Source organism: Arthrobacter rhamnosi (assembly GCF_054510855.1).
Genome location: NZ_JBTNDT010000005.1, coordinates 22,225 through 46,429, shown reverse-complemented (window position 1 = coordinate 46,429; position 24,205 = coordinate 22,225). Strand labels below are relative to the sequence as shown.

Sequence of the window (24,205 nt, the reverse complement as noted above, 5' to 3'; positions counted from 1 at the left end):
TGACAACATCAGGGCATTCGTCGGGCGCATGGGACACATTCCTGTCGGATTCCCGCTCGGAATGACTCCGCACCGTGCAGGAGGAAGCCAACAACCGGTCGAGCGCGGACATGAAGGCCTGCCCTGCGAGCGGTTCCAGGCCTTCGGCGGAGACGACAACGGGTTCCGCAGGGCAGCAGTCGTGCCCGGGGTGGATTATCCGGCCGACTCCGGGACCAGGGTGCGCGCCTGTTCCCGCGCGGCCTCGGTGGTGTGCAGGAGGAGCAGGGATGTGGTGACGGAGCCGACGCCGCCCGGGACGGGAGTCAGGGCCGCTGCGACGCCCCGGACGCTGCCCTCGTCGACGTCCCCGACGAGGGATCCGTCGGGAAGGACATTCGTGCCGACGTCGATCACGACGGCCTCCGATGAAACGTGGCCACCGTTCAGCAGACCGGTACGCCCGGCTGCGACGACCACGACATCGGCAGTCCGGGTGTAGTTCTCCAACGGACCCGACCTGGAGTGGCAGACGGTGACCGCGGCGTCGCGCTCCAGCAGCAGCAGGGACAGCGGTTTTCCCACTACGGCGGAACGGCCGATGACGACCACGTTCCGGCCTGCCAGCGGAATGTCGAAGTGGTCGAGGATCTCGATGACGGCGCGGGCGGTGGCCGGTGCGAACGAGGGCCGACCTACAGCAAGACGGCCGAGACTCAAGGGGTTCGCACCATCGATGTCCTTCTCCGGGGCGATGTGCCCCACCAGTTCGTCCGTTTCCACGCCGGGAGGCAGAGGCGTCTGGAGGATGATGCCGTGAACGGATGGATCCTCGCTGAGGTCCTGCAGGACCGAGGCCAGGGTCTCTCCGGTGGCATCGGGCCCGAGGTCCACGATCCGGCAATCGATGCCGGCACTTCCGGCGGCACGCTCGATGGACCGGACATACCAGTGCGTGGAGCCGTCGTCGGTGGCCACAACCACTGCGAGCGTGGGGCGGAGCCCGTCGGCTTCGAGGTCGCGGGCCTCCTGGTGGGCCTTTTCCCTGATCGTCCGGGCCAGCTGTTTCCCGGAGAGGAGTACGGCACTCACCCGAGGATCCTTGTCCGCACGCGCCCCACGAGGGAGTCAGCCGCAAGAACCACCTTCTCCTCGAGGCCGTCGGTCTGGTCCGCCAACCGCGATCGGGCTGCGGCGTCCTTGATGGCCACCACGTTGATGTCGATGTTCACCCGGGCGGTGGTTGCGGCTGCGCGGGCCGCGTCGGCGGCAGCAGCGACATCGCTGATCACATTGGCATTCGCGACCTCGAAGAGCTCCGTGGCAGCATCCACGACGTTGCCGGCGAGCCTGATGAGCTGGGCGGGCGTCTGCGCTGCCGCCACGAGCGCCTCCTGGATGGCTGCCGTCCGCACGGCTTTGAGTCCGTCCGTACCGGACGGTAGCCGGTACGCATCGATGACACCCTGGAACGCAACCTCGTCGGCATCCGCCAGACGCAGGGCCTCGGCCACCAGTACGTCGGCGTCACCGATGATTCTTCGGACGAGTTCGTCGTGTTGCTCGTATTTCGGGCCGGTGGTGTATCTGGCAACCATAGCGACGAGCGCTGCCCCCTGGGCGGCGTGGAGCGCTGCGGCCGCACCACCGCCGGGGGTCGGTTCGCGCGAGGCAAGCCGTGTGAGGTATGCGTCGATCTTTTCTGAACTGATCATGTGTCTTCCTGGGCTGAAGCGTGAGGCGACTGGGCAGGGTCGGAAAGATGCCACGGAAGAGCAGCGGCCCGGACTCTGGTAGCAAGGAAACGAGTCCGGGCCGCGCCCTTGGGGTATCTGGTGGTCAGGTCAGCCGCGGAGCCTGGTCATCGTGGGGTCATAGAGTGGATCCGCGGTGACCGTGGCCGGGATGCGCCGTCCGAAGTACTCGATCTCGACCGAGTCCCCGATGCTGACTTCGGCGGGGAGGTACGCATAGGCGATCGGTTTGGCGACGGTGTAGCCGTAGGCGGCACTGGTGACGTAACCGACTGCCTGGTCCTTGTAGAAGACCGGTTCCTTGCCCAGCACGATGCTCCGGCCGTCGTCGACCGTCAGGCAGCGCAGACGGCGGGTGGAGTTCTCCTCGGTGCGGCCTTCCAGGGCAGCCTTTCCGACGAAGTCCTCCTTGGTCATCTTCACGGCGAATCCGAGGCCGGCTTCCAGGGGGTCGTGCTCCGTGGTCATGTCGGTGCCCCACGAGCGGTAACCCTTCTCGAGGCGCAGCGAGCTGAAGGCGGCCCGGCCTGCGGCGATGACGCCATAGGGCTGCCCGGCCTTCCATAGGGCATCCCAGAGACGCTGCCCGTTGTCTGCGCTCGTGTACAGTTCCCAGCCCAGCTCGCCGACGTAGGACAAGCGCATCGCGGTCACGGTGACGCCGCCGATGACGACCTGCTTGGCCCGGAAGTACCGGAGGCCGTCATTGGAGAAGTCGTCGCTGCTGACGGTGCTGATCAGGTCCCGGGCGAGGGGGCCCCACAGGCCGATGCAGCAGGTGCCGCCTGTCGTGTCGCGCACCTGGACCCAGTCGCTGGCGGTTCCGCTTTCGGTCTGGTGGCGTGCGGCCCGCTCGAAGTACGCGGTGTCGATGTTTCCGTTGGCTCCGAGCTGGAAGGTGTCCTCGCTCAACCGGGCGACGGTGATGTCGCTTCGGATGCCGCCGGCGTTGTCCAGCAGGAGGGTGTAGGTGACCGCCCCGGGCTTCTTCGCCATGTCCGCTGTCGTGAGCTCCTGCAGCAGCTTCAGCGCTCCCGGGCCGGAGACTTCGAGGCGCTTGAGGGGGGTCATGTCGTACATGGCCACCGCGGTACGGGTCTTCCAGGCCTCGGCGGCCGCGATGGGAGAGCTGAACATCGCGGACCAGGCGTCCCGGGCCGGGGGCTGCCACTCGGCCGGCATCTCCTTGAGCAGGTCCGCGTTGGACTCGAACCAGTAGGGGCGCTCCCATCCGCCGGACTCCAGGAAGAACCCTCCCAGTGCCTTATGTCGGGCATGGAACGGGCTGACCCGGAGGTTGCGGGGTGAGAGCTTGGGCTGCAGCGGGTGCAGAACGTCGTAGATCTCCACGAAGTTCTGCTGGGACGTCTCGCTGACGTACTCGGGGGTCAGCTGCACCTCCTCGAAACGGTGGATGTCGCATTCCCCGAGGTCGATCTGGGACTTGCCGGTGGTCAGGACCTCGGCAACGGCCCGGGCGATGCCTGCCGAGTGGGTCACCCACACGGCTTCGGCCACGAAGAAGCCGTCGAGCTCCTTGGACTCGCCCACCAGGGCCCCGCCGTCGGGGGTGAAGGAGAAGATGCCGTTGAAACCGTCCTCGATCTCGCTTTCCCGCAGCGCGGGAAGCAGCTGCTTGGTGTCCTCCCACGCCGGGAGGAAGTCCTCCAGGGTGAAGTCGAGCCGGGAGGGCATGTTGTGATCGCTGATGCTGTCGGGGTCGTAGGAGCCCAGATCCGCGAGGTCCACAGGCATCGGACGGTGCGCGTAGGAGCCGATGCCGTAGCGGTCGCCGTGCTCGCGGTAGTACAGGTCCCGGTCCTGGTGGCGCAGGATCGGCAGTGAAGCCCCGTTGGGAAGTTCGTTGCGGCCCTTTAGTGCCGGCACCGGCGTGGTTTTGACGTACTGGTGGGCCAGGGGGAGAAGGGGGACGACCATGCCGATCATTTCGCCGATCTTGGCGCCCCAGAAGCCTGCGCAGGAGACCACGATATCGGCGGGGATGACGCCTTCGGAGGTCTCGACGCCGGTCACACGGCGACCGGACTGCTCGATACCCGTGACCGTGGTGTTGCCCCGGTACGTGACGCCTGCGGCCTCGGTGCGCCTGATCAGCAGCTGGACGGCCCGCGCGGCACGCGCCAGGCCGTCAGTGGGCACATGGAGCCCGCCGAGGATGTCCTCCTCGTTCAGGAGTGGGTAGAGCTCCTTGCACTCGGCGGGGGAGAGGATCTTTCCACTGATTCCCCAGGATGCGGCGTATCCGAGCTTGCGCTTCAGATCGGCCAGGCGGGTCTCTGTGGTGGCGACTTCGAGGCCTCCGACCTGGTCGAAGCAACTGACGCCGTCCTCGGTCAGGGTCAGGAGCTTCTCGACGGTGTACTTGGCGAATGCAGCCATGGTCTTTGAAGGGTTCGTCTGGAAGACGAGGCCCGGGGCGTGGGACGTGGAACCGCCGGGCATGTTCAGCGGTCCCTGGTCCAGGACGGTGATGTTGTTCCAACCCCGGGTGACGAGTTCATCGGCCAGGTTCGTGCCGACGATTCCAGCTCCGATGATGACAATGTGTGGCGTCGATGCCATGTGGCTTCTCCTGCTGATATCCGTGTGGTGTCTTTGCTGGCCTGGTGGTGCTTGCTTACCGGAACACGACGGTGCTGGTCCTATCCAGCAGCACGCGGTGCTCGCAGTGCCACCGCACGGCGCGTGATAGAGCCAATGCTTCGGCGTCCTGGCCGACCGTCGAGAGGGCCGTCGGTCCATAGCTGTGGTCGACCCGGATGACTTCCTGCTCGATGATGGGCCCCTCATCCAGTTCCGCGGTCACGTAGTGGGCTGTCGCGCCCACCAGCTTGACGCCACGATCGTAGGCCTGGTGATAGGGGCGTGCACCCTTGAATCCCGGGAGGAAGGAATGGTGGATGTTGATGGCCCGGCCTTCAAGGGCGCGGCAGAGGTCGTCGGACAGTACCTGCATGTACCGGGCGAGCACGACGAGGTCGATGTCGTGCTCGTCGACCAGTTCCAGCAGGCGCTGTTCGGCGGCCGTCTTCGTCTCAGGGGTCACCGGCAGGTGGATGAAGGGGAGGCCGGCGGCCTCGGCCATGGCCCTGTGGGTCTCATGGTTGGAGACCACGAGGGCGATGTCACCCCCCAGGCTGCCGCCCCGCCAACGGAAGAGCAGATCGTTCAGGCAGTGGCCGAATTTGGAGACCATCACGAGGATGCGTTGCTTCGTCTGATCGTGGAAGCTGAACTTCATGTCGAAGCGGTCAGCGATCGACTGGAATTCCTCCTGGAGCCTCTCCGGCGTGTAGGTGGAGTCTCCCGAGAACGCGGAGCGCAGGTGCAGGGTCTGGCGCAGGCCGTCATCGAACTGCTGGTGCTCGTCGATGTTGAAGCCACGCTCGAAGAGAAAGGTGGTGACTGCCTGGACGATGCCCGCGCGTTCGACGCACGACAATGTGAGCACGAACTTCCGCGCCTGGTCCTCCGCGCGAGTCTCCGTCTGAGGCAGCGTGCTGGTGGATGAGTCTGTCGCCATCAGGGTCATGTCCCCTCCTTATAGATATATTCGAACATTTATGACTGATATATTAGGACTGGTCATCAGCGTATACTGGCCACAGGTGGAGGTCAACAGCCTTCCTGATCCTATTGAGAGGGGTTCGTGCCATGGCTCTGGAAGTTCTGGCAATTGCTGATGCGGCCAAGAGGTCGTTGGCCGAAGTGGCCTACGAGCGCATCCGGGACAAACTGCTGATGCTGGATATCAGGCCTGGCGACCTCATCAACGACGACGACCTCGCCAAGGATCTCGGCGTCGGCCGGACCCCGGTACGTGAAGCCCTGAAGCGGCTGGAGCTGGATCGCCTCGTCGTCTCCTATCCGCGGAGGGGTACTTTCGCGACGCGCGTGGAGGTGACCGATCTCGCGTTCATCTCCGAGATCCGCTCGCAGCTCGAGCCTCTGGCTGCCTCCCGGGCCGCGCGGGTGGCCACTGAGCCGATGAGGGATCACCTGCGGGGTGTGATCCGCGCCGTCGAGTCCTTCGACACGAGTGCGGCCTCAGTCGTCGAGACCCTGCGTCTCGACGCCCGTGTGCACCAGGGCATCTATGCGGCAGCCGGCAATCCACACCTCGAGGATGTCCTGATTCGCTACGACAACCTGGCGACACGCATCTGGTGCATGGTGCTGGACCGCCTTCCTGACCTCTCCCGTCACGTGCACGAGCATGTGGACCTGCTCCAGGCGGTCATCGATCGGGATGAAGTCCGGGCCACGGAGCTCGCGCGGGTCCATGTCAGTGGCTTCGAGCACGCTGTGCGCGAAGCTCTTTTCGCCGCGTGACCCCGGTCCCCGCAGCGGGGACGGGGTGTGGCTCGGAAGGGCGGCACCCGGCGCCCGTTGCCTTCCCTGGACTTCGCTGCTGAAACCTCCTCCGATCTGTTGACACTTACCGGCCTCGGTAGAATACTTGTTCCAGATTACTAATATATCAACCGGATATTAGTTAGCAGACTTAGGAGAAACGATGGTCGACGTTCTGACCCGCTCGCTCGCAGAAACCGATCCCCTGGTCCACGCCGCTGTGCAGCAGGAACTGCTGCGTCAGCAGGGCACCCTGGAGATGATCGCCTCCGAGAACTTCGCGCCGACCGCGGTCATGGAGGCGCAGGGATCCGTCCTGACCAACAAGTACGCCGAAGGCTATCCGGGCAAGCGTTACTACGGCGGCTGCGAGCACGTCGACGTCATAGAGCAGCTGGCCATCGATCGCCTCACCTCCCTGTTCGGCGCCGGATTCGCCAACGTGCAGCCCCACTCGGGTGCCCAGGCCAACGCAGCGGCGATGTTCGCCCTTCTCCAGCCCGGCGACACCATCCTGGGGCTGAACCTCGCCCACGGTGGCCACCTGACGCACGGGATGCGCATCAACTTCTCCGGCAAGCTCTACAAGGTCGTCCCATATGGGGTGGGTGAAGAAGACCACCTGATAGACATGGCCGAGGTCGAGCGCCTGGCGGTCGAGAACAAGCCGAAACTGATCGTCGCCGGGTGGTCCGCGTACTCCCGGCAGCTGGACTTCGCCGAGTTCCGCCGTATCGCGGACCTGGTGGGCGCCTACCTGATGGTCGACATGGCGCACTTCGCAGGCCTCGTGGCAGCGGGGCTCCACCCCAACCCCGTGCCCCACGCCCATATCGTCACGAGCACAACCCACAAGACCCTGGGCGGCCCGCGCGGTGGGGTGATCCTGACCAACGACGCGGACATCGCCAAGAAGGTCAACTCCGCGGTGTTCCCCGGACAGCAGGGTGGGCCGCTGGAGCACGTCATCGCCGGAAAGGCTGTTGCTTTCAAGCTAGCTGCCGAGCCCGAGTTCCGGGACCGCCAGGAACGCACCCTGGAAGGCGCCCGCATCATCGCGGAACGCCTGCTGTCCGCCGACGTTGCAGAGTCCGGCGTGACCGTCGTCAGCGGTGGGACCGACGTGCACCTCGTCCTGGTGGATCTGCGCAATTCGGAACTGGACGGCCAGCAGGGCGAGGACCGTCTGCACCGGATCGGCATCACGGTCAACCGCAACGCCGTGCCCTTCGACCCGCGTCCGCCGATGGTCTCTTCCGGTCTTCGGATCGGCACGCCGGCGCTGGCCACACGTGGCTTCGGGAAGCCGGAATTCATCGAGGTCGCGGACATCATCGCCGCAGCACTCAAGCGCGAGTTCAGCGACGAGACCGTGGCGGAACTCCGGCAGCGGGTCGAGATCCTGGCGGGGAAGTTCCCCCTCTACCCGAACCTCTCCTCCGACGCAATCGAGGTGGCATGATGGCCGATCTGCTTCCGGAGCACCCGGACTTTCTCTGGCACAACCCCGAGCCCAAGAAGAGCTACGACGCGGTGATCGTCGGCGGCGGTGGGCACGGCCTTGCCACCGCCTACTTCCTGGCCAAGAACCACGGCATGACCAACATCGCGGTTCTGGAGAAGGGTTGGCTGGCGGGCGGCAACATGGCCCGGAACACCACCATCATCCGCTCCAACTACCTGTGGGACGAGAGCGCTGCCATCTATGAGCACGCCCTCAAGCTGTGGGAGATCCTGCCCGAAGAGCTCGAATACGACTTCCTGTTCAGCCAGCGCGGCGTGATGAACCTGGCTCACACCCTGGGGGATGTCCGCGAGAGCATGCGCCGGGTCGGAGCGAACAAGCTCAACGGCGTGGACGCCGAGTGGCTCGACCCCCAGCAGGTCAAGGAACTGTGTCCCATCCTGAACATCAGCGACAACATCCGCTATCCGGTGATGGGCGCCACCTACCAGCCGCGTGCCGGCATCGCGAAGCACGACCACGTGGCCTGGGCCTTCGCTCGCAAATGCGACGAGCTCGGCGTGGACATCATCCAGAACTGCGAAGTCACCGGCTTCATCAAGGACGGCAACCGTGTGGTGGGCGTCAAGACCAACCGCGGCACCATCAACACCGAAAAGGTGGGCCTCTGCGCTGCCGGCCACAGCTCGGTCCTGGCGGAAATGGCCGGCTTCCGGCTCCCCATCCAGTCCCACCCGCTCCAGGCCCTGGTCTCCGAACTGCACGAACCGGTTCACCCCACCGTGGTCATGTCCAACCACGTGCACGTCTACGTCTCCCAGGCCCACAAGGGTGAACTGGTCATGGGCGCCGGCGTCGACTCCTACAACGGGTACGGTCAGCGCGGCTCCTTCCATGTGATCGAACACCAGATGGCCGCCGCCGTCGAACTGTTCCCCATCTTCGCGCGGGCACACGTGCTGCGGACCTGGGGCGGGATCGTCGACACCACACTGGACGCCTCACCCATCGTCGGTACCACCCCGGTGGACAACATGTTCGTGAACTGCGGATGGGGTACCGGCGGATTCAAGGGGACGCCCGCGGCGGGGCTCACCTTCGCCCACACCATCGCCACGGGAACCCCCCACGAACTGAACAGGCCGTTCGCGCTGGAGCGGTTCGAGACCGGCGCCCTCATCGACGAACACGGCGCCGCCGCCGTGGCCCACTAAGGAGAGTCCGGACATGCTCCTCATCTCATGCCCCAACTGCGGCTCCCGCGACGAGACCGAATTCCACTACGGGGGCCAGGCCCACGTGCCCTACCCGGAGAACCCGAACGAGCTGAGCGACCGCGAATGGGCCGAGTTCCTGTTCTACCGCGACAACACCAAGGGCGCCTTCGCCGAACGCTGGCTCCACAGCACGGGCTGCCGCCAGTGGTTCAACATGCTCCGCGACACGGTCACGTACGAGATCCAGGCCGTCTACCCGATGGGCGCGCCCCGCCCGGACAAAGCCGCCGCGGCACCTGAATCCGGCACCGCCAGTACCGCCCCGGACAGCACCACCACCGGGACAGCGGCCCCGGACATCTCTGGGACAAGCACAATTCCTGCCAGCACGATCGCCCCGGAAGGAGCATCCAAGTGACTTCCGACAACGCGCGCCTCGCCACCGGCGGACGCATCGACCGCACTATCTCCTGGCGTTTCACCGTGGACGGCGAGGAATTCACCGGGCACCCCGGCGACACCCTGGCCTCGGCACTGCTCGCCAACGGCCGCATCGCCGTCGGCAACTCGCTGTACGAGGACCGCCCCCGAGGCATCCTGTCCGCCGGTGTGGAGGAATCGAACGCCCTGGTCAAGGTGCACCCGCGGTTCCCCGGTCACGTGGCCGAGTCCATGCTCCCGGCCACTACCGTCACTCTGGTGGACGGCCTGACGGTAGAGCTGCTCAACGGACTGGGCAAGCTGGACCCGGACGATGACCGCGCCGAGTACGACAAGAAGTACGTCCATACCGATGTGCTGGTCATCGGCGGCGGTCCCGCAGGCCTGGCCGCCGCCCGTGAGGCCGTCCGCACCGGCGCCCGCGTCATGCTCCTCGACGACCAGCCCGAGCTCGGCGGATCCCTCCTCTCAGGGTCCACGGCTCCGGGCCTGGCCGAAACCATCGAGGGCAAGCCGGCCCTGGAGTGGGTGGCGGACGTCGAGGCCGAACTCGTGTCCGCTTCCGAATCCACCGTCCTCAATCGGACCACCGCCTTCGGCGCCTACGATGCCAACTACGTCATCGCCGTCCAGAACCGCACCGACCACCTGTCCAGCCCCGCAGCCTCCGGTGTCTCCCGCCAGCGCATCTGGCACATCCGTGCCGCGCAGGTGGTGCTGGCCCCCGGCGCCCACGAACGTCCTCTGGTCTTCGAGAACAACGACCGCCCCGGCATCATGCTGGCCTCCGCAGTGCGCAGCTACCTCAACCGGTACGCAGTGGCTGCGGGGCGCCGTGTGGTCATCAGCACCACCAATGACAGCGCCTACGCCCTCGCCGCGGACCTGCGCGCCGCAGGCGTCGAGGTGGCGGCCATCGTCGATGCCCGTTCGAGCCTCACGGAGGTGGCGGCCGCCGCCCTCGGAGCCGGCTCCCGGGTGCTGATCGGCAGTGCGGTGGCCGACACCTCTGCGGACGGCACCGGATGCCTGGACGGGCGTCTGACTGGTGTGACCGTCCGCGGCATCAGCGACGACGGTGAACTCACCTCCGATGTCGAGGAGATCGCCTGCGACCTGCTGGCGGTCTCCGGCGGCTGGAGCCCGCTGGTGCACCTCCACTCCCAGCGGCAGGGCAAGCTGCGCTGGGACGACGAGCTGGCCGCCTTCGTGCCGAGCAACGTGGTCCCCAACCAGCAGACCATCGGCTCCGGCCGCGGCAGCTTCGACCTCGCCGACGTCCTGGCCGAAGGTATCTCCGCAGGCGCAACCGCCGCCACGGCCGTGGGCTTCGAGTCAGCCACGCAGCCGTCCGTTCCCGGCGAGCCGAAGTCCTCCGCCCCGACCCGCCAGCTATGGCTGGTCCCGGGCCAGGCCGGCACACCGGAGAACTGGCACCACCACTTCGTGGACTTCCAGCGCGACCAGTCCGTGGCCGACGTCCTGCGCTCCACCGGTGCCGGCATGCGCTCGGTGGAACACATCAAGCGCTACACCTCCATCAGCACCGCCAACGACCAGGGCAAGACCTCCGGCGTCAACGCGATCGGCGTCATCGCGGCAGCACTGCGCACGGCCGGCGAAGCGTCGCGCGGTATCGGCGACATCGGCACGACCACCTACCGTGCACCGTTCACCCCGGTGGCCTTCGCGGCGTTGGCCGGACGCCAGCGCGGCGAACTCTTCGATCCCGCCCGCAAGACGTCCATCCACCCGTGGCACGAAGCCAGGGGCGCCCTGTTCGAGGACGTGGGACAGTGGAAGCGCCCCTGGTACTACCCGCAGGCAGACGAGGACATGGACGCGGCCGTGCTGCGCGAGTGCGCGGCCGTCCGCGAATCCGTCGGCTTCATGGACGCCACCACCCTCGGAAAGATCGAGATCCGCGGCAGGGACGCCGGCGAGTTCCTCAACCGGATCTACACCAACGCCTTCAAGAAGCTCGCCCCGGGTTCCGCCCGCTACGGCGTCATGTGCATGGCGGACGGCATGATCTTCGACGACGGCGTCACCCTCCGTCTCGATGACGATCGCTACTTCATGACCACCACCACGGGCGGTGCCGCCAAGGTGCTGGACTGGCTCGAGGAATGGCTCCAGACCGAGTGGCCCGAACTCGACGTGCACTGCACCTCGGTGACCGAACAGTGGTCCACCATCGCCGTCGTCGGGCCGAAATCCCGGGCCGTCATCGCCAAGCTGGCGCCGGAGCTGGCAGCGGACGGCGGGCTGGAGCCGGAAGCCTTCCCCTTCATGACCTTCCGTGAGACCACTCTCGCCTCCGGCGTGCAGGCCCGGGTCTGCCGGATCTCCTTCTCCGGCGAGCTGGCCTACGAGATCAATGTGCCGTCCTGGTACGGGTTGAACACCTGGGAAGCCGTGGCCGCCGCCGGCGCCGAATTCGACATCACCCCCTATGGCACCGAGACCATGCACGTGCTCCGCGCCGAGAAGGGTTACCCGATCGTCGGCCAGGACACCGACGGCACCGTCACCCCGCAGGACGCGGGCATGGAGTGGGTCGTCTCCAAGGCCAAGGAATTCATCGGCAAGCGGTCCTACGCCCGGGCCGACGCCTCCCGCGAGGACCGCAAGCACCTGGTCAGCGTGCTGCCCGTCGACCGTTCCTTCCGGCTCCCCGAAGGCACCCAGCTGGTGGAGCAGGGCATCAGCACCGACCCCGCCGCCGGGCCCGTTCCGATGCAGGGCTTCGTCACCTCCAGCTACACCAGTGCCGCCCTGGGCCGGACCTTCGCCCTGGCGCTGATCAAGAACGGCCGCAACCGCATCGGTGAGACCCTGGTGGCCGCAGCAGGCGACCGGCTGGTCGACGTCGTCGTCGCCGAGACCGTGCTTTTCGACCCCGAAGGGACCCGCAAGGATGGCTAACACAGCAGCACTCAACGGCATTTCTGGACTCCGGGACATCCGGCGCAGCCCCGCCTCCCACCTGACCGCAGCGATGGAGGCCGGCTCCGTCGAGGGGACGGTGACCCTCGAGGAGGGCCCGTTCCGGACCATGGTGGGCCTTCGGGTGGACCCCCGCTCCGACGAAGGCTCACGGGTCGCCGCCGTGGCCGGCGGCCTGCCGACCCGCTGCGGTGCAGTGGGCGGCGCCGACGGCGTCAGCGTCCTCTGGCTGGGACCCGCCGAGTTCCTGGTGGTCGCGCCGGAGGACGCCCACGACTCACTCGGCGGCGACCTCATCGGTTCCCTCACCGCCGCCCTGGGCGGGGCCCCGGGCCAGGTGGTGGACCTGTCCGCGAACCGCACCACGTTCGAACTCTCCGGCACCCGTGCCCGTGCCGTCCTGGAGAAGGGCTGCTCCCTGGACCTGCACCCCCGCAGCTTCCCCCCGGGAACAGCCCTGAACACCGAGGTGGGAAACATCCCGGTGGTCCTCGAGAAGACGGGAGAGGAGAGCTTCCGGCTGTTCCCGCGCGCTTCCTTCGCGGACTACCTGGGCCGGTGGCTCCTCGACGCGATGCGCGAGTACGCCTCGCCGGAAGTCCCCTGACGGTCACCACTGCCCTTTTTCCGACAGGATCATCTGCCGGGCCATCCTGACACGAAGGAACGACACAGTGGCTGTAGGAGTTTTCGACCTCTTTTCCATCGGGATAGGACCTTCGAGCTCGCATACTGTCGGGCCGATGCGGGCCGCCGCGGTGTTCAGCGAAGAACTGGAGGCCTCCGGCATCCTCGCCGATGTGGAGTCACTGCGGGTCGACCTCTACGGGTCCTTGGCTGCGACAGGGCACGGGCACGGGACCATGACGGCCATCCTTCTCGGCCTCGAGGGTTTCCACCCGGAGCTGATCCAGCCCGAGGAGGTGGAGGAGCGGCTGGCGACCATCGCCGGCACGGGTATCCTGCAGCTCGGTCGAAGCGTGTCCTTGCCCTACGGGGTCGAGGACATGGTCCTGCGCCCACTGACGATCCTGCCGCGGCACACCAACGGCATGACATTCACGGTCCACGGCCCGGCCGGCCGGGTTCTCCACACGGCCACGTTCTTCTCGGTCGGCGGAGGTTTCATCGTGCGGGACGGGGAGGAGGACGCCGCGCAGCAGGAACTCGAGATTTCGAAGAAGGAGCTTCCGCTGCCGTTCCGCACCGCTGCGGAGCTACTGGAACACTGCCGTCGGACCTCCCTCGGCATCAGCGACGTCATGCTGACCAACGAGAAGGACAGCCGCACGGAGGAGGAGATCCGGCAGGGCCTCCTCCACATCTACTCCGTCATGGAGAGCTGTGCAGAGGTCAGCCTCACCCGCGAAGGGCTCTTGCCCGGCGGGCTCAAGGTCCGTCGGCGGGCCCCCGACTGGCATGATCGCCTGCTGAAGGAGGACAAGGACCGCGACCCCAAGTACTGGCAGGAATGGGTGAACCTGATCGCCCTTGCCGTCAACGAGGAGAACGCTTCCGGGGGCAGGGTGGTCACCGCGCCGACCAACGGGGCGGCAGGCATCATCCCCGCCGTGCTGTACTACGCCCTGCATTTCGCTCCCGGCATGCAGCACGCCGATCAGCAGGATCGCGACGACGTGGTGGTCAGGTTCCTCCTCACCGCCGGTGCCGTCGGAGTCCTGTACAAGGAACAGGCCTCGATCTCGGGTGCGGAGATGGGCTGCCAGGGCGAAGTGGGCTCTGCGTCGTCCATGGCTGCCGCGGGCCTGGCCGAAGTGATGGGCGGCACCCCGTCGCAGGTCGAGAACGCGGCCGAGATCGCGATGGAACACAATCTCGGTCTGACCTGCGATCCCATCGGTGGCCTGGTCCAGGTGCCCTGCATCGAACGGAACGCCATCGCCGCGGCGAAAGCGATCAACGCCGCGAAAATGGCGCTCTGGGGAGACGGCGTCCATCGTGTATCCCTCGACGAGGTGATCATCACCATGCGGGAGACAGGCAGGGACATGAGCTCCAAGTACAAGGAGACGGCCATGGGTGGACTGGCCGTCAACGTCGTGGAGTGCTGAGCAGCCGTGGCATGGCAGAAGGATCCGGACGGTCAGGGCACCCGCGCGCAACCACCCCTGGAAGCACGCTTGGGGGCACCGCGTGCGCGGCAGCAGGTCACGGACTGTTGCGTCGCTCTCACCGCTCTTCTGGTCATGGCGGTCATCCTGTACTTCACGTTCCAGTACAACGGCCGGTAGCCCACTCCACCCGGGTCATGGCCGGCCGTGGAAGAACGCCGGTCAGCCCTGCCTCACCTCCGCCATGACGCAGATCATTACCGCAGTAGATCGATCACAATCTCGATGAGGAGACAGCATGCAGAAACTCGCGCACCGGCTCGAACGTCTGGGCACCGAGACCGCCTTCAGCGTCGCCCAGGCCGCAGCTGCCTGGAAGGCGAAGGGGAACCTCGTGTACCCCTTCCATCTCGGTGACATCAACATCCCTACGGCCCCGCATATCGTCGAAGCCATGAACCGGGCCATCGCCGACGGCTACACGGGCTATTGCCCGGGTCCCGGCATCCCGCAGTTGCGCGAGGCACTCGCCGAGGACATCGGGACCCGCCGAGGAATCGAGTTCACCCCCGACAATGTGGTCGTGATGACGGGCGGCAAGCCCGTGATCACGAAATTCCTGCAGGCGGTCATGAACCCCGGCCAGGAGGTGCTCTATCCCAACCCCGGCTTCCCGATCTACGAATCGCAGATCGAGTACCTCGGTGGCACAGCGGTGCCGTACCGCTACCTGCCCACCAGTAAGGGCTTCGCGATCGATCTCGACCAGGTGCGCGCATCGATCACCCCGAAGACCGTCGCCATCATCTACAACGACCTGCAGAACCCCATCTCGGCTGAATCGACGTCGACCGAGCGGGAGGCGATCGCGCAGCTCGCCCAGGAACACGACCTCTGGGTACTCTCCGATGAGGCGTACTTCGAGACGCGCTACGAGGGCGTGTCCAGCTCCATCGCCTCGCTTCCCGGCATGAGGGAGCGCACCGTGATCCTCTACACGTTCAGCAAGAAGTTCGCCATGACGGGGTCCCGTCTGGGCTGTGCCGTCGCCCCGATCGAGATCGCCCGGATTCTCAGCACCCTCAACACCAACGACGAGTCCTGCACGACGCACTACGTCCAATGGGCCGGCATCGAAGCCCTGCGGGGCACCCAGGAACCCGTACAGCAGATGCTCGACATCCTGCGCGAGCGACGAGATGCAGCATGCGAACTCGTGAACGACATCTCCGGTGTGCAGGTCGCCGTACCGAAATCGACGTTCTACCTCTTCCCCGACGTCACCGAGGCCATGCAGCGCATGGGGTACACGGCGGTCGGTGACTTCGCATCCGCAGCCCTCCACGAGACCGGCGTCTCCTTCTGCACCCGCGAGCACTTCGGGCGCCGCCAGCCGGGCGAGGAGCGGCAGTACATCCGGCTCGCCTACTCGGGCATCGACGTCGCCGACATCCGCGACGGCCTCGGCCGCCTGCGCAAGTGGATTGAGACGGCATGAGCCGGGTCGTCGTCACGGGGCGGATACCCGACGCCGCCCTCGAGAAGCTTCGCGCCGAGCACGACGTCGACGCCTGGCAGGGTCAGGAGTCGATCGGCCGCGAGGAGCTCCTGCGACGGGTATCCGGTGCCGACGCCGTGGTGAGCCTGCTCACCGAACGCATCGACTCCGAGCTGCTCGACGCCGCCGGCCCGCAGCTCAGGGTGGTCGCGAACGTCGCCGTCGGCTACGACAACATCGACGTGCCGGCCTGTACCGAACGGGGCATCGTGGCCACCAACACCCCTGGCGTCCTCACGGACGCCACAGCCGACATCGCGTTCGGCCTGATCCTTCTGGCGACCCGTCGGCTCGGCGAGGGGGAGCGGCTCATCCGCTCCGGCCAGCCCTGGAAGTGGGGCATGTTCTTCCTGCTCGGCAGCAGTCTGCAGGGCAAGACCCTCGGCATCGTCGGCATGGGCGGCATCGGCCAGGCCACCGCGCGCCGGGCCAGAGCCTTCGGCATGGACGTCGTGTACCAGTCACGCAGCGAGCTCGACCCGCGGATCGCCGCGGAGCTGGGCGCGCGGCGCGTGGACCTCGACGAGCTGTTGACCGTCTCCGACATCGTCTCCCTGCACTGTCCCTACGGGCCTGCCACCCACCACCTGATCGGCGCCGGACAACTCGCGGACATGAAGGATTCGGCCTACCTCATCAACACCGCCCGCGGGCCCATCGTCGACGAAGCAGCCCTCGCTTCCGCCCTTCGCGAGGGACGGATCGCCGGCGCGGGGCTCGACGTCTTCGAGAACGAGCCCCGCGTGCACCGCGGGCTGCTCGAGCTCGAGAACGTCGTGCTCGTCCCTCACCTCGGTTCCGCCACCGTCGAGACCCGTACCGCCATGGCAATGCTCGCAGCGGACAACACCCTCGCCGTGCTCAGCGACGAACGACCACCCGCGCCGATCAATTAGAGGCGCCGCGCGCACCTGCACGAGACGACGACGCCATCGATGGATGGCGGGACGCAGCCCCGCCATCCATCCGGCCGCTCCGGAAGCCGGTGGTGCGTGTCCGGGTAGGCGCCGCTGTCGGCGGGATGCACCGTCACGCCTTTGGCCATACTCTGGCCGAGTGAGTACAAACACCGTCAAGTCCGGCCAACAGATCGACCGGCAGGCGCGCATTCTCGAAGCGGCGCTCGATCTGCTGTCGCGCCACGGCATCTCAGGTGTCAGTATGCGCGCGGTGGCCCGGGAAGCCGGCGTCGCCCTCGGGCTGGTGAACTACTACTACGAAGACAAGATGAGCCTGATCCGCGCGGCCCTGCGCAGTGTGGACGAACACGACCTCGCTCTGGTTGCGCCGGACCCGGCGTTGCCCCCGGACGAACAGCTCCGGAATGCCCTGCGCCGGGTTGCGGGCCCCGAACTCCTGACCACGCGGTACCTGTCCCTGCGCCTTCATCTGTGGGGGCTCGCCAGGGCGCACGAAGATTTCGCCCTGATCAACGCCGCGGCCTTCGACCGGTACCTGGACGGGCTCGCCGCCCTGATAGGAAAGGCCAAGCCTGAGCTGCCTGCCAGGGAATGCAAGGAGCGGGCCGCCGACATCGTCGTCCTGCAGAACGGCATGTGGCTGACCGCGCTCCTCGGCGTGGACAAAGAATCCATTCGGCGCAGTATCGCCCGCACCGAAGAGATCGCCTTCGAGGCATAGCGGCCGCGAACCACCACTCTCCGGCACGGCAGCACCCTGCGATCCCTGAGGTCATGCCTGACCCTGGGTCCCGTCACATACCGCCAGAAGCGCGACACATGGAAAGGGCAAGGGCGCGTTCCCGCACCCCCGTCCAGGTCGAATGTTTCACGCTCGTAATTTTTGAACGTTTGTCCAGTTTTGCTATTGAACAGTCGTTCAAGGTGCACTACTCTCCCTGAATATGACCTACGCCACACCAGGGGATACCGCGGATCCTCCGGCTGACACGGTCAACCTTTCGCTTTCGAAAGAACAACGACCCGCCCTGGCCACTGCCGGCGCGAGGTAGAAGGAGAGTTTGCAGCATGACGAAAACCAGCTACGACTACGTCATTGTCGGCGGCGGAAGCGCGGGCTCCGTGCTTGCCAACCGGCTGAGCGACGGCGGCCAGGCCAGCGTCCTGGTCCTCGAGGCCGGGCGGAGCGACTACCCCTGGGACCTCTTCATCCAGATGCCGGCCGCGCTCACCTTCCCCAGCGGCAATCCCCTGTACGACTGGCGCTACCAGTCGGACCCGGAGCCCCATATGGGCGGCCGCCGCGTGGCACACGCCCGGGGCAAGGTCCTGGGTGGCTCGAGCTCCATCAACGGCATGATCTTCCAGCGCGGAAATCCGCTCGACTACGAGCGCTGGGGTGCCGACCCCGGCATGGAGACCTGGGACTTCTCGCACTGCCTGCCGTACTTCAACCGGATGGAGAACGCACTCGCCGCGGACCCGGACGATGAACTGCGCGGACACTCCGGCCCTCTCGTGCTGGAACGCGGGCCGGCCACCAACCCGCTGTTCCAGGCCTTCTTCGCCGCCGCCCAGGAAGCCGGTTACCCACTGACGGACGACGTCAACGGGTACCGCCAGGAAGGCTTCGCGGCATTCGACCGCAACGTGCACAAGGGCCAGCGGCTCTCCGCGTCCCGCGCCTACCTGCGGCCTCATTTCGGCCGGGACAACCTCACCGTCCTGACCCGCGCGATGGTCACCAAGGTCAACTTCACGGGCAACGTTGCCACCGGCGTCACCTACCGCCGCAACGGCAAGACGCACCAGGTGAACGCAGGCGAAGTGATCCTTGCCGGCGGCGCCATCAACACCCCCCAGCTGCTCCAGCTCTCCGGCGTCGGCGACGCCGCCCACCTGAACTCCCTGGGCATCAACTCCGTGGTCGACCTGCCCGGCGTCGGGCAGAACCTCCAGGACCACCTCGAGGTCTACATCCAGCACGCCTGCACCCAGCCGGTGTCCATGCAGCCGGCCCTGGACGTCTGGCGTATGCCGTGGATCGGCATGCAGTGGCTGCTGGGCCGGAAGGGGCCGGCCGCCACCAACCACTTCGAGGGCGGCGGCTTCGTCCGCTCCAACGAGGATGTCGCGTACCCGAACCTGATGTTCCATTTCCTCCCGGTCGCCGTCCGCTACGACGGCCAAAAGGCCGATGCCAAGCACGGCTACCAGGTGCACATCGGCCCCATGTACTCCGACGCCCGCGGCTCCCTCAAGATCACGTCCACCGATCCCACAGTGCACCCGTCCATGGTGTTCAACTACCTCTCCACGGACCAGGACCGCCGCGAATGGGTCGAGGCCGTCCGTGTGGCCCGTGACATCCTGGGCCAGTCCGCCATGGGTCCCTTCAACGGGGGCGAGCTCTCCCCGGGGCGGTCCGTGCAGACGGACGCGGAGATCCTCGACTGGGTCGCCCGTGACGCCGAGACAGCGCTGCACCCGTCCTGCACGGCGAAGATGGGTCCCGCTTCCGATCCGCTGGCCGTCGTGAACCCCCTGGACATGACTGTCCACGGCACCGAGGGCCTCCGTGTGGTGGACGCGTCCGCCATGCCCTACGTCACGAACGGCAATATCTACGCGCCGGTCATGATGCTCGCCGAGAAGGCGGCCGACCTGATCGCCGGCAAGACCCCACTGGCGCCGCAGCACGCGGAGTTCTACCGGCACGGCGTCAGCCCGCTGGAGCGCACCGGCGACGCCGCGCCTGCGGCCAGGGGCTAGGAAGCCGGATGGAGACACTAGAAGGAGAAACGATGACTGCCACGGCTGAGCAGGTCCACCAGGCCGGGTCCTCCCAGGCCATCAAGGGCCTCTACATCGGCGGCGCCTGGCAGCAGGCGTCCGACGGCGGCACCGCAGCCGTGCACTGCCCGGCCGACGGGCACGAAGTGGCGGTCGTTACGTCGTCCACCGCGGAGGACGCCCGGCGGGCGATCGCCAGTGCGCGGGCAGCGTTCGACGGCGGCCCGTGGCGCAGGCTGACGGACATCGAGCGGGGTGCCGCGCTGCTGCGCGTGGCCGACCTGCTCGAGCGGGACAAGGCCGTCTACGCCCGGGCGGAGGCGCTCGACACCGGCAAACGCCTCGTCGAGGCCGAGTACGACATGGACGACATCGCGTCCTGCTTCCGCTACTACGGAAAGATCGCGGGCCTCGACGCCGGCAGGGTGATCGACACGGGCCGGGCCGACGCCATCAGCCGCGTGGTCTACGAGCCGCTCGGCGTCTGTGCCCTCATCGCGCCGTGGAACTACCCCCTCCTCCAGGCCGCCTGGAAGGTGGCGCCGGCACTCGTCGCCGGGAACTCGTTCGTGCTGAAGCCCAGCGAGCTCACGCCGTCCACGTCGATCCTCCTCATGGAGACCCTCGAAGAGGCAGGCGTGCCTGCCGGTGTCGCCAACCTCGTCACCGGACCCGGCTCGACGGTGGGCGGACCCCTCAGCTCCGACCCGCGCGTCGACCTCGTCTCCCTGACCGGAAGCCTGGCCACAGGCCAGACGATCATGGCTGCGGCCGCGGAGACGGTCAAGAACGTCGCCTTCGAACTCGGCGGAAAGAACCCGAACGTCGTCTTCGCGGACGCGGACTGGGACGCCGCCGTCGACAATGCCCTGACCGCCATTTTCCTGCACTCCGGGCAGGTCTGCTCGGCAGGGGCGCGGCTCGTCATCGAGGAGTCGATCGCGGACCGTTTCGTGGCCGAGGTCGTGGAACGGGCCCGGAAGATCCGGATGGGCGGGCCGTTCGATCCCGACGCCGAGACGGGGCCGCTCATCTCCGCCAAGCACCGGGACCAGGTCCACACCTACGTCCAGGCCGGCATCGCGGAGGGCGCCGAGCTCCTGTGTGGGGGCTACATCCCCGACGAGGGACCGCTCGCCGACGGCTATTTCTACCCGCCCACCGTCCTCGGCAACTGCCGCTCGGGCATGAGCGTCCTGCGCGAGGAGTCGTTCGGCCCCGTGCTGACCGTCGAGACGTTCCGGACGGAGGAGGAGGCCATCGCGATCGCGAACGACACCGAGTACGGCCTGGCCGGCGCGGTCTGGACCTCGGACGCCTCGAAGGCGCAGCGCGTCGCCGGCGCCCTCCGGCACGGAACCGTGTGGATCAACGACTACCACCCGTACGTACCCCAGGCCGAGTGGGGCGGCTTCGGCAAGTCCGGGATCGGCCGTGAACTCGGCCGGGCCGGCCTCAACGAGTACCGCGAGGCGAAGCACATCTGGCAGAACATCCAGCCCGCACCCAGCGGCTGGTTCGGCACGGCTCCGGCTCCGAGGGAAACGGGGGAGGGCGCAGCCGACTAGGCAACAGCATCGGGGAAACAGCGGGGCGCCGCAACGGCGCGGCGCCCGGTCTCGTCTGCGCCCACGGCGGTCGCAGGCCATCACCATCGTGCTTTTCTGACTTAGGAGTTCAATTGGCGGAACCCAGCAAGAGTACCGACTCAAGCGGCATGGACCAGTTCGGCTATGCCCAGACCCTGGACCGGAGCATCGGCAAGTTCGCCAGCTTCGCGGCCGGAGTCAGCTACATCTCCATCCTCACCGGTGTTTTTCAACTGTTCTATTTCGGTTACTCCATGGCGGGCCCGGCCTACGCCTGGTCCTGGCCGATCGTCTTCGTCGGCCAGCTGATGGTGGCCCTGTGCTTCGCCGAACTGGCAGGGCGCTACCCTGTGGCCGGTTCGGTCTACAACTGGGCCAAGAGGCTCTCCTCCGGCACCGTCGCCTGGCTGGCCGGGTGGCTGTTGCTGATCTCCTCGATCATGGCCCTGGGCGCCGTGGCACTGGCCCTCCAGCTCACCCTGCCCCAGATCTGGTCCGGGTTCCAGGTCATCGGTGACGGCACCGGCACCTACGACTTCGCCCTCAACGGGGTGATGCTCGCGAGCATCATGATCGGCATCTCCACCCTCATCAATGCCTTCGGCGTGAAACTCATGACCAAGATCAACAGCGTGGGCGTCTTCGTCGAACTTGTCGCCGCGGTGTTGCTCATCCTCGCACTTGCCTGGCACGTGGTCCGCGGACCCGGCATCCTCTTCGAAACCCAGGGATTCGGGACGGACCACCCCCTGGGCTTCTTCGGAGTCTTCATCATCGGCGCCATGGCGTCGGGCTACGTGATGTACGGCTTCGATACCGCCAGCTCCCTCGGCGAGGAGACGAAGGACCCGAAGCGCACGGCCCCCAAGGCCATCCTGCGGGCGATCACCGCATCCTTCGTGCTGGGCGGTCTGATCCTGCTCACCGGGCTCCTCGCGGCCCCGGACCTGGATGATCCCAAGCTCGGCTCGGCCGACGGCGGCCTGCAGTACATCGTGCTCTCCGTGCTGGGCGGCCCCTTCGGCAAAGCCTTCCTGCTGTGCATCGTGGTGGCCGTCATGGTCTGCACGCTGGCCGTCCACGCCGCCGCCATCCGCATGATGTTCGCGATGGCCCGGGACAACAACCTTCCGTTCAGCCATTACCTGGGCAAGGTACACCCCGTCCGGAAGACCCCGACGGTCGCCGCCATAGTGATCGGCGTCATCGCGATCATCCCGCTGATCGTGAACGTCTCCCAGCCCGCCATCTTCACCATCCTCTCCAGCATCAGCATCGTCCTGATCTACCTCTCCTACCTGCTGGTGACCGTGCCCATGCTGCGCAACCGCCTGATGAGGAAGTGGCCGCTGCCCGATGACGGCACCGAGCCCGGCTTCAGCCTGGGAAAGTGGGGGCTGCCGGTGAACATCCTCGCGGTCCTGTGGGGCGGCGCCATGACAGTGAACCTCATCTGGCCACGCTCGGAGATCTACAACTCCGTGCCGCCGTTCGAGTGGTACCTGCAGTGGGGCGGGGTTCTCTTCGTCGCCGCCGTCATCCTCACCGGCGTCCTGATGTACCGGCTGAAGCTTCGGCACCGGACGGGTGTCCTCGCCGGGCACGCAGCCGCACCACCAGCACCTCCGACACAGGGCTCCACCGAGACGCGATCCCTGGCGTCCACCGAACGGGTCTAGGTCCGGCTGCCCACCCCGTCGCCTCCGACCCGGATTGTCCAGACACCGCGTGGACAATCCGGGTCGGAGCACTTCAACCGACGCTTTCCGGCTCGGTTGTCCGGACATCCTCCGGACAACCGAGCCGGCTCCGTCACCCTGGTGACAAGGGTGGCCACCCGTGGCTAGGCGAGTGTCGCGGAGCGGGCAAAGAGCCTGTTCGAGGCGATCTGCGCGCCGCGTCCCAGGGACTCGAGCTTCGCGGCGGCGATCTGCGGGTGGATCCTTCCGCCCAGCCCGCAGTCGGTGGAGGCCACGACATTCTCCCGACCGACGAGCGCGGCGAACCGCTCGATGCGCTGGGCGACCAGCTCGGGGTGCTCGACGACGTTGGTCGCGTGCGAGACGACGCCGGGAACCAGCACCTTTCCGGCAGGAAGGTCGACGTCCTGCCAGAGGGTCCATTCGTGTTCGTGGCGTGCGTTGGCTGCCTCGAAGGAGTACGAGCCGGCGTTGATACCCAGCACGAGGTCCACGATGTGGCGGAACCCGATGTCCGTGGTGTGCGGGCCGTGCCAGGATCCCCAGCAGACATGGAACCGGACCTGTTCCTCGGGTAGTCCCCGCAGCGCATAGTTCAGGGCGTCGACCCGGATCCGGGTGAACTTCTGGTAGTCCTCGATGGTGGGTTCGGGGTTGATCTGGTCCCAGTTCTCCGCGATGGACGGATCGTCGATCTGGACGACCAGGCCTGCGTCGACGATGGCCTTGTACTCCTCGCGCAGGACATCGGCCCAGGCGTAGATGAACTCCTCCTCGCTGGCGTAGTAGTCGTTGCCGATCCTGCTGGCGGACCCGGGCGAGAGGGCCGTGATGAATCCCGTCGGGATGTCCGCAGCAGCCAGGCCCGCTTTCAGGTTCGTGATGTCACTGGCCAGGGCAGCGTGTCCGGTGTAGGAGATCGGCCCGGTCGCGGACGGAAAGGCCGTCGCGTTCCTGCCGATCTGGATCCCGCTCTCGGGATCCTGGTAGGCCGCCGCGAAGCGGGTCCAGTCACGTCGGTCGGCGAACGATGTCAGCCTGATGGCACCGGGCTCGCTGAGGACGGGTTCGGCGAGGATCGGATTGAAATCCGTGAGTTCCAGGCCGGCGGTGCGCTGGAAGCTGTAGGTCCACCAGGCACCGTAGTCGACCGGGTTGGACATCGCCTTGCCGTACTCACCGTCGCCCGGGATCGTGATCCCGAACTCCTTCTGGCGCTGGACGAGGTCCACCACGGCGGTGGTGAGCAGCCCGTCGAATTCGGGTGTCCGCTCCAGGGTGAAGCCGTCCTCGGCAAAGGTCCGGGCGGCGTTGGCGGCGATCAGTTCCGGTGTGCGGGGCAGCGAGCCGGCGTGGCTGGTGGAGATGCGATCGAGGGTCATGATGCTTTCCTT

General features: G+C 66.8%; 18 protein-coding genes. 13 read left to right on the top strand and 5 right to left on the bottom strand.

All coding sequences use genetic code 11. The features are described 5' to 3' along the window. Positions 1 to 195: 195 nt before the first annotated feature. The 4 genes from ACX80I_RS11210 to purU form a co-directional block, all read right to left on the bottom strand. Positions 196 to 1,071, bottom strand: a complete 876-nt coding sequence (locus tag ACX80I_RS11210; RefSeq protein WP_459345206.1) for a bifunctional 5,10-methylenetetrahydrofolate dehydrogenase/5,10-methenyltetrahydrofolate cyclohydrolase — start codon at positions 1,069 to 1,071, stop codon at positions 196 to 198. Beyond that, positions 1,068 to 1,694 (bottom strand): cyclodeaminase/cyclohydrolase family protein, encoded by a 627-nt coding sequence (locus tag ACX80I_RS11205; protein WP_459345205.1) that lies wholly within the window; start codon positions 1,692 to 1,694, stop codon positions 1,068 to 1,070. The genes ACX80I_RS11210 and ACX80I_RS11205 overlap by 4 nt, the downstream gene beginning before the upstream one ends. Positions 1,695 to 1,823: 129 nt before the next feature. Continuing rightward, a complete protein-coding gene (locus ACX80I_RS11200; protein ID WP_459345204.1) occupies positions 1,824 to 4,316 on the bottom strand; it encodes a GcvT family protein in 2,493 nt (830 codons plus the stop codon). A 55-nt stretch (positions 4,317 to 4,371) separates the two neighbouring features. Further along, on the bottom strand, positions 4,372 to 5,286 hold the full coding sequence (gene purU, locus ACX80I_RS11195; protein ID WP_459345203.1) for a formyltetrahydrofolate deformylase: 915 nt from the start codon (positions 5,284 to 5,286) through the stop codon (positions 4,372 to 4,374). A gap of 122 nt (positions 5,287 to 5,408) precedes the next feature. On the opposite strand from purU, the gene ACX80I_RS11190 reads away from it, so the two are divergent. From ACX80I_RS11190 to ACX80I_RS11130, 13 genes are all read left to right on the top strand, one after another. Next, positions 5,409 to 6,086 (top strand): GntR family transcriptional regulator, encoded by a 678-nt coding sequence (locus tag ACX80I_RS11190; RefSeq protein WP_459345202.1) that lies wholly within the window; start codon positions 5,409 to 5,411, stop codon positions 6,084 to 6,086. Between the two features lie 184 nt (positions 6,087 to 6,270). Beyond that, the gene (glyA, locus tag ACX80I_RS11185) at positions 6,271 to 7,569 is read left to right on the top strand and encodes a serine hydroxymethyltransferase (RefSeq protein ID WP_459345201.1); all 1,299 of its coding nucleotides are present in this window, start codon (positions 6,271 to 6,273) and stop codon (positions 7,567 to 7,569) included. Further along, positions 7,566 to 8,786, top strand: a complete 1,221-nt coding sequence (locus ACX80I_RS11180) for a sarcosine oxidase subunit beta family protein (RefSeq protein WP_459345200.1) — start codon at positions 7,566 to 7,568, stop codon at positions 8,784 to 8,786. The genes glyA and ACX80I_RS11180 overlap by 4 nt, the downstream gene beginning before the upstream one ends. A gap of 13 nt (positions 8,787 to 8,799) precedes the next feature. Then, entirely contained in the window at positions 8,800 to 9,207 is a 408-nt protein-coding gene (locus tag ACX80I_RS11175; protein ID WP_459345199.1) for a sarcosine oxidase subunit delta, read from the top strand. Continuing rightward, on the top strand, positions 9,204 to 12,158 hold the full coding sequence (locus tag ACX80I_RS11170; RefSeq protein WP_459345198.1) for a sarcosine oxidase subunit alpha family protein: 2,955 nt from the start codon (positions 9,204 to 9,206) through the stop codon (positions 12,156 to 12,158). Before ACX80I_RS11175 ends, ACX80I_RS11170 begins: the two co-directional genes overlap by 4 nt. Continuing rightward, entirely contained in the window at positions 12,151 to 12,786 is a 636-nt protein-coding gene (locus ACX80I_RS11165; protein ID WP_459345197.1) for a sarcosine oxidase subunit gamma, read from the top strand. The genes ACX80I_RS11170 and ACX80I_RS11165 overlap by 8 nt, the downstream gene beginning before the upstream one ends. A 67-nt stretch (positions 12,787 to 12,853) precedes the next feature. Further along, positions 12,854 to 14,251, top strand: a complete 1,398-nt coding sequence (locus ACX80I_RS11160) for an L-serine ammonia-lyase (RefSeq protein WP_459345196.1) — start codon at positions 12,854 to 12,856, stop codon at positions 14,249 to 14,251. A gap of 298 nt (positions 14,252 to 14,549) precedes the next feature. Continuing rightward, positions 14,550 to 15,749: a pyridoxal phosphate-dependent aminotransferase gene (locus ACX80I_RS11155; protein WP_459345195.1), complete on the top strand. Its 1,200-nt coding sequence runs from the start codon at positions 14,550 to 14,552 to the stop codon at positions 15,747 to 15,749. Next, positions 15,746 to 16,705 carry a 2-hydroxyacid dehydrogenase gene (locus ACX80I_RS11150; RefSeq protein WP_459345194.1) on the top strand — a complete coding sequence of 320 codons (960 nt, stop codon included), beginning with the start codon at positions 15,746 to 15,748 and terminating at the stop codon, positions 16,703 to 16,705. The genes ACX80I_RS11155 and ACX80I_RS11150 overlap by 4 nt, the downstream gene beginning before the upstream one ends. Before the next feature lie 160 nt (positions 16,706 to 16,865). After that, positions 16,866 to 17,450 carry a TetR/AcrR family transcriptional regulator gene (locus ACX80I_RS11145; RefSeq protein WP_459345193.1) on the top strand — a complete coding sequence of 195 codons (585 nt, stop codon included), beginning with the start codon at positions 16,866 to 16,868 and terminating at the stop codon, positions 17,448 to 17,450. Between the two features lie 347 nt (positions 17,451 to 17,797). Then, complete coding sequence (betA, locus tag ACX80I_RS11140; RefSeq protein WP_459345192.1) at positions 17,798 to 19,501, top strand: choline dehydrogenase; 1,704 nt, start codon at positions 17,798 to 17,800, stop codon at positions 19,499 to 19,501. A 32-nt stretch (positions 19,502 to 19,533) separates the two neighbouring features. Next, positions 19,534 to 21,090, top strand: coding sequence for an aldehyde dehydrogenase family protein (locus ACX80I_RS11135; protein ID WP_459345191.1), 1,557 nt, complete (start codon positions 19,534 to 19,536; stop codon positions 21,088 to 21,090). A 149-nt stretch (positions 21,091 to 21,239) separates the two neighbouring features. After that, positions 21,240 to 22,790 (top strand): APC family permease, encoded by a 1,551-nt coding sequence (locus ACX80I_RS11130; protein WP_459345428.1) that lies wholly within the window; start codon positions 21,240 to 21,242, stop codon positions 22,788 to 22,790. 164 nt (positions 22,791 to 22,954) lie between these two features. Here the strand turns inward: ACX80I_RS11130 and ACX80I_RS11125 are convergent, their stop codons facing one another. Then, complete coding sequence (locus ACX80I_RS11125) at positions 22,955 to 24,193, bottom strand: cobalamin-independent methionine synthase II family protein (RefSeq protein ID WP_459345190.1); 1,239 nt, start codon at positions 24,191 to 24,193, stop codon at positions 22,955 to 22,957. Positions 24,194 to 24,205: the final 12 nt, after the last annotated feature.

What these genes read in the sequence shown, in the direction of transcription:
- ACX80I_RS11165 (WP_459345197.1), top strand. Translation starts at nt 12,151, where the DNA reads ATGGCTAACACAGCAGCACTCAACGGCATTTCTGGACTCCGGGACATC.
- ACX80I_RS11180 (WP_459345200.1), top strand. Translation starts at nt 7,566, where the DNA reads ATGATGGCCGATCTGCTTCCGGAGCACCCGGACTTTCTCTGGCACAAC.
- ACX80I_RS11130 (WP_459345428.1), top strand. Translation starts at nt 21,240, where the DNA reads ATGGACCAGTTCGGCTATGCCCAGACCCTGGACCGGAGCATCGGCAAG.
- ACX80I_RS11205 (WP_459345205.1), bottom strand. Translation starts at nt 1,694, where the DNA reads ATGATCAGTTCAGAAAAGATCGACGCATACCTCACACGGCTTGCCTCG.
- ACX80I_RS11175 (WP_459345199.1), top strand. Translation starts at nt 8,800, where the DNA reads ATGCTCCTCATCTCATGCCCCAACTGCGGCTCCCGCGACGAGACCGAA.
- betA (WP_459345192.1), top strand. Translation starts at nt 17,798, where the DNA reads ATGACGAAAACCAGCTACGACTACGTCATTGTCGGCGGCGGAAGCGCG.
- purU (WP_459345203.1), bottom strand. Translation starts at nt 5,286, where the DNA reads ATGACCCTGATGGCGACAGACTCATCCACCAGCACGCTGCCTCAGACG.
- ACX80I_RS11150 (WP_459345194.1), top strand. Translation starts at nt 15,746, where the DNA reads ATGAGCCGGGTCGTCGTCACGGGGCGGATACCCGACGCCGCCCTCGAG.
- ACX80I_RS11135 (WP_459345191.1), top strand. Translation starts at nt 19,534, where the DNA reads ATGACTGCCACGGCTGAGCAGGTCCACCAGGCCGGGTCCTCCCAGGCC.
- ACX80I_RS11155 (WP_459345195.1), top strand. Translation starts at nt 14,550, where the DNA reads ATGCAGAAACTCGCGCACCGGCTCGAACGTCTGGGCACCGAGACCGCC.
- ACX80I_RS11125 (WP_459345190.1), bottom strand. Translation starts at nt 24,193, where the DNA reads ATGACCCTCGATCGCATCTCCACCAGCCACGCCGGCTCGCTGCCCCGC.
- ACX80I_RS11190 (WP_459345202.1), top strand. Translation starts at nt 5,409, where the DNA reads ATGGCTCTGGAAGTTCTGGCAATTGCTGATGCGGCCAAGAGGTCGTTG.
- ACX80I_RS11200 (WP_459345204.1), bottom strand. Translation starts at nt 4,316, where the DNA reads ATGGCATCGACGCCACACATTGTCATCATCGGAGCTGGAATCGTCGGC.
- glyA (WP_459345201.1), top strand. Translation starts at nt 6,271, where the DNA reads ATGGTCGACGTTCTGACCCGCTCGCTCGCAGAAACCGATCCCCTGGTC.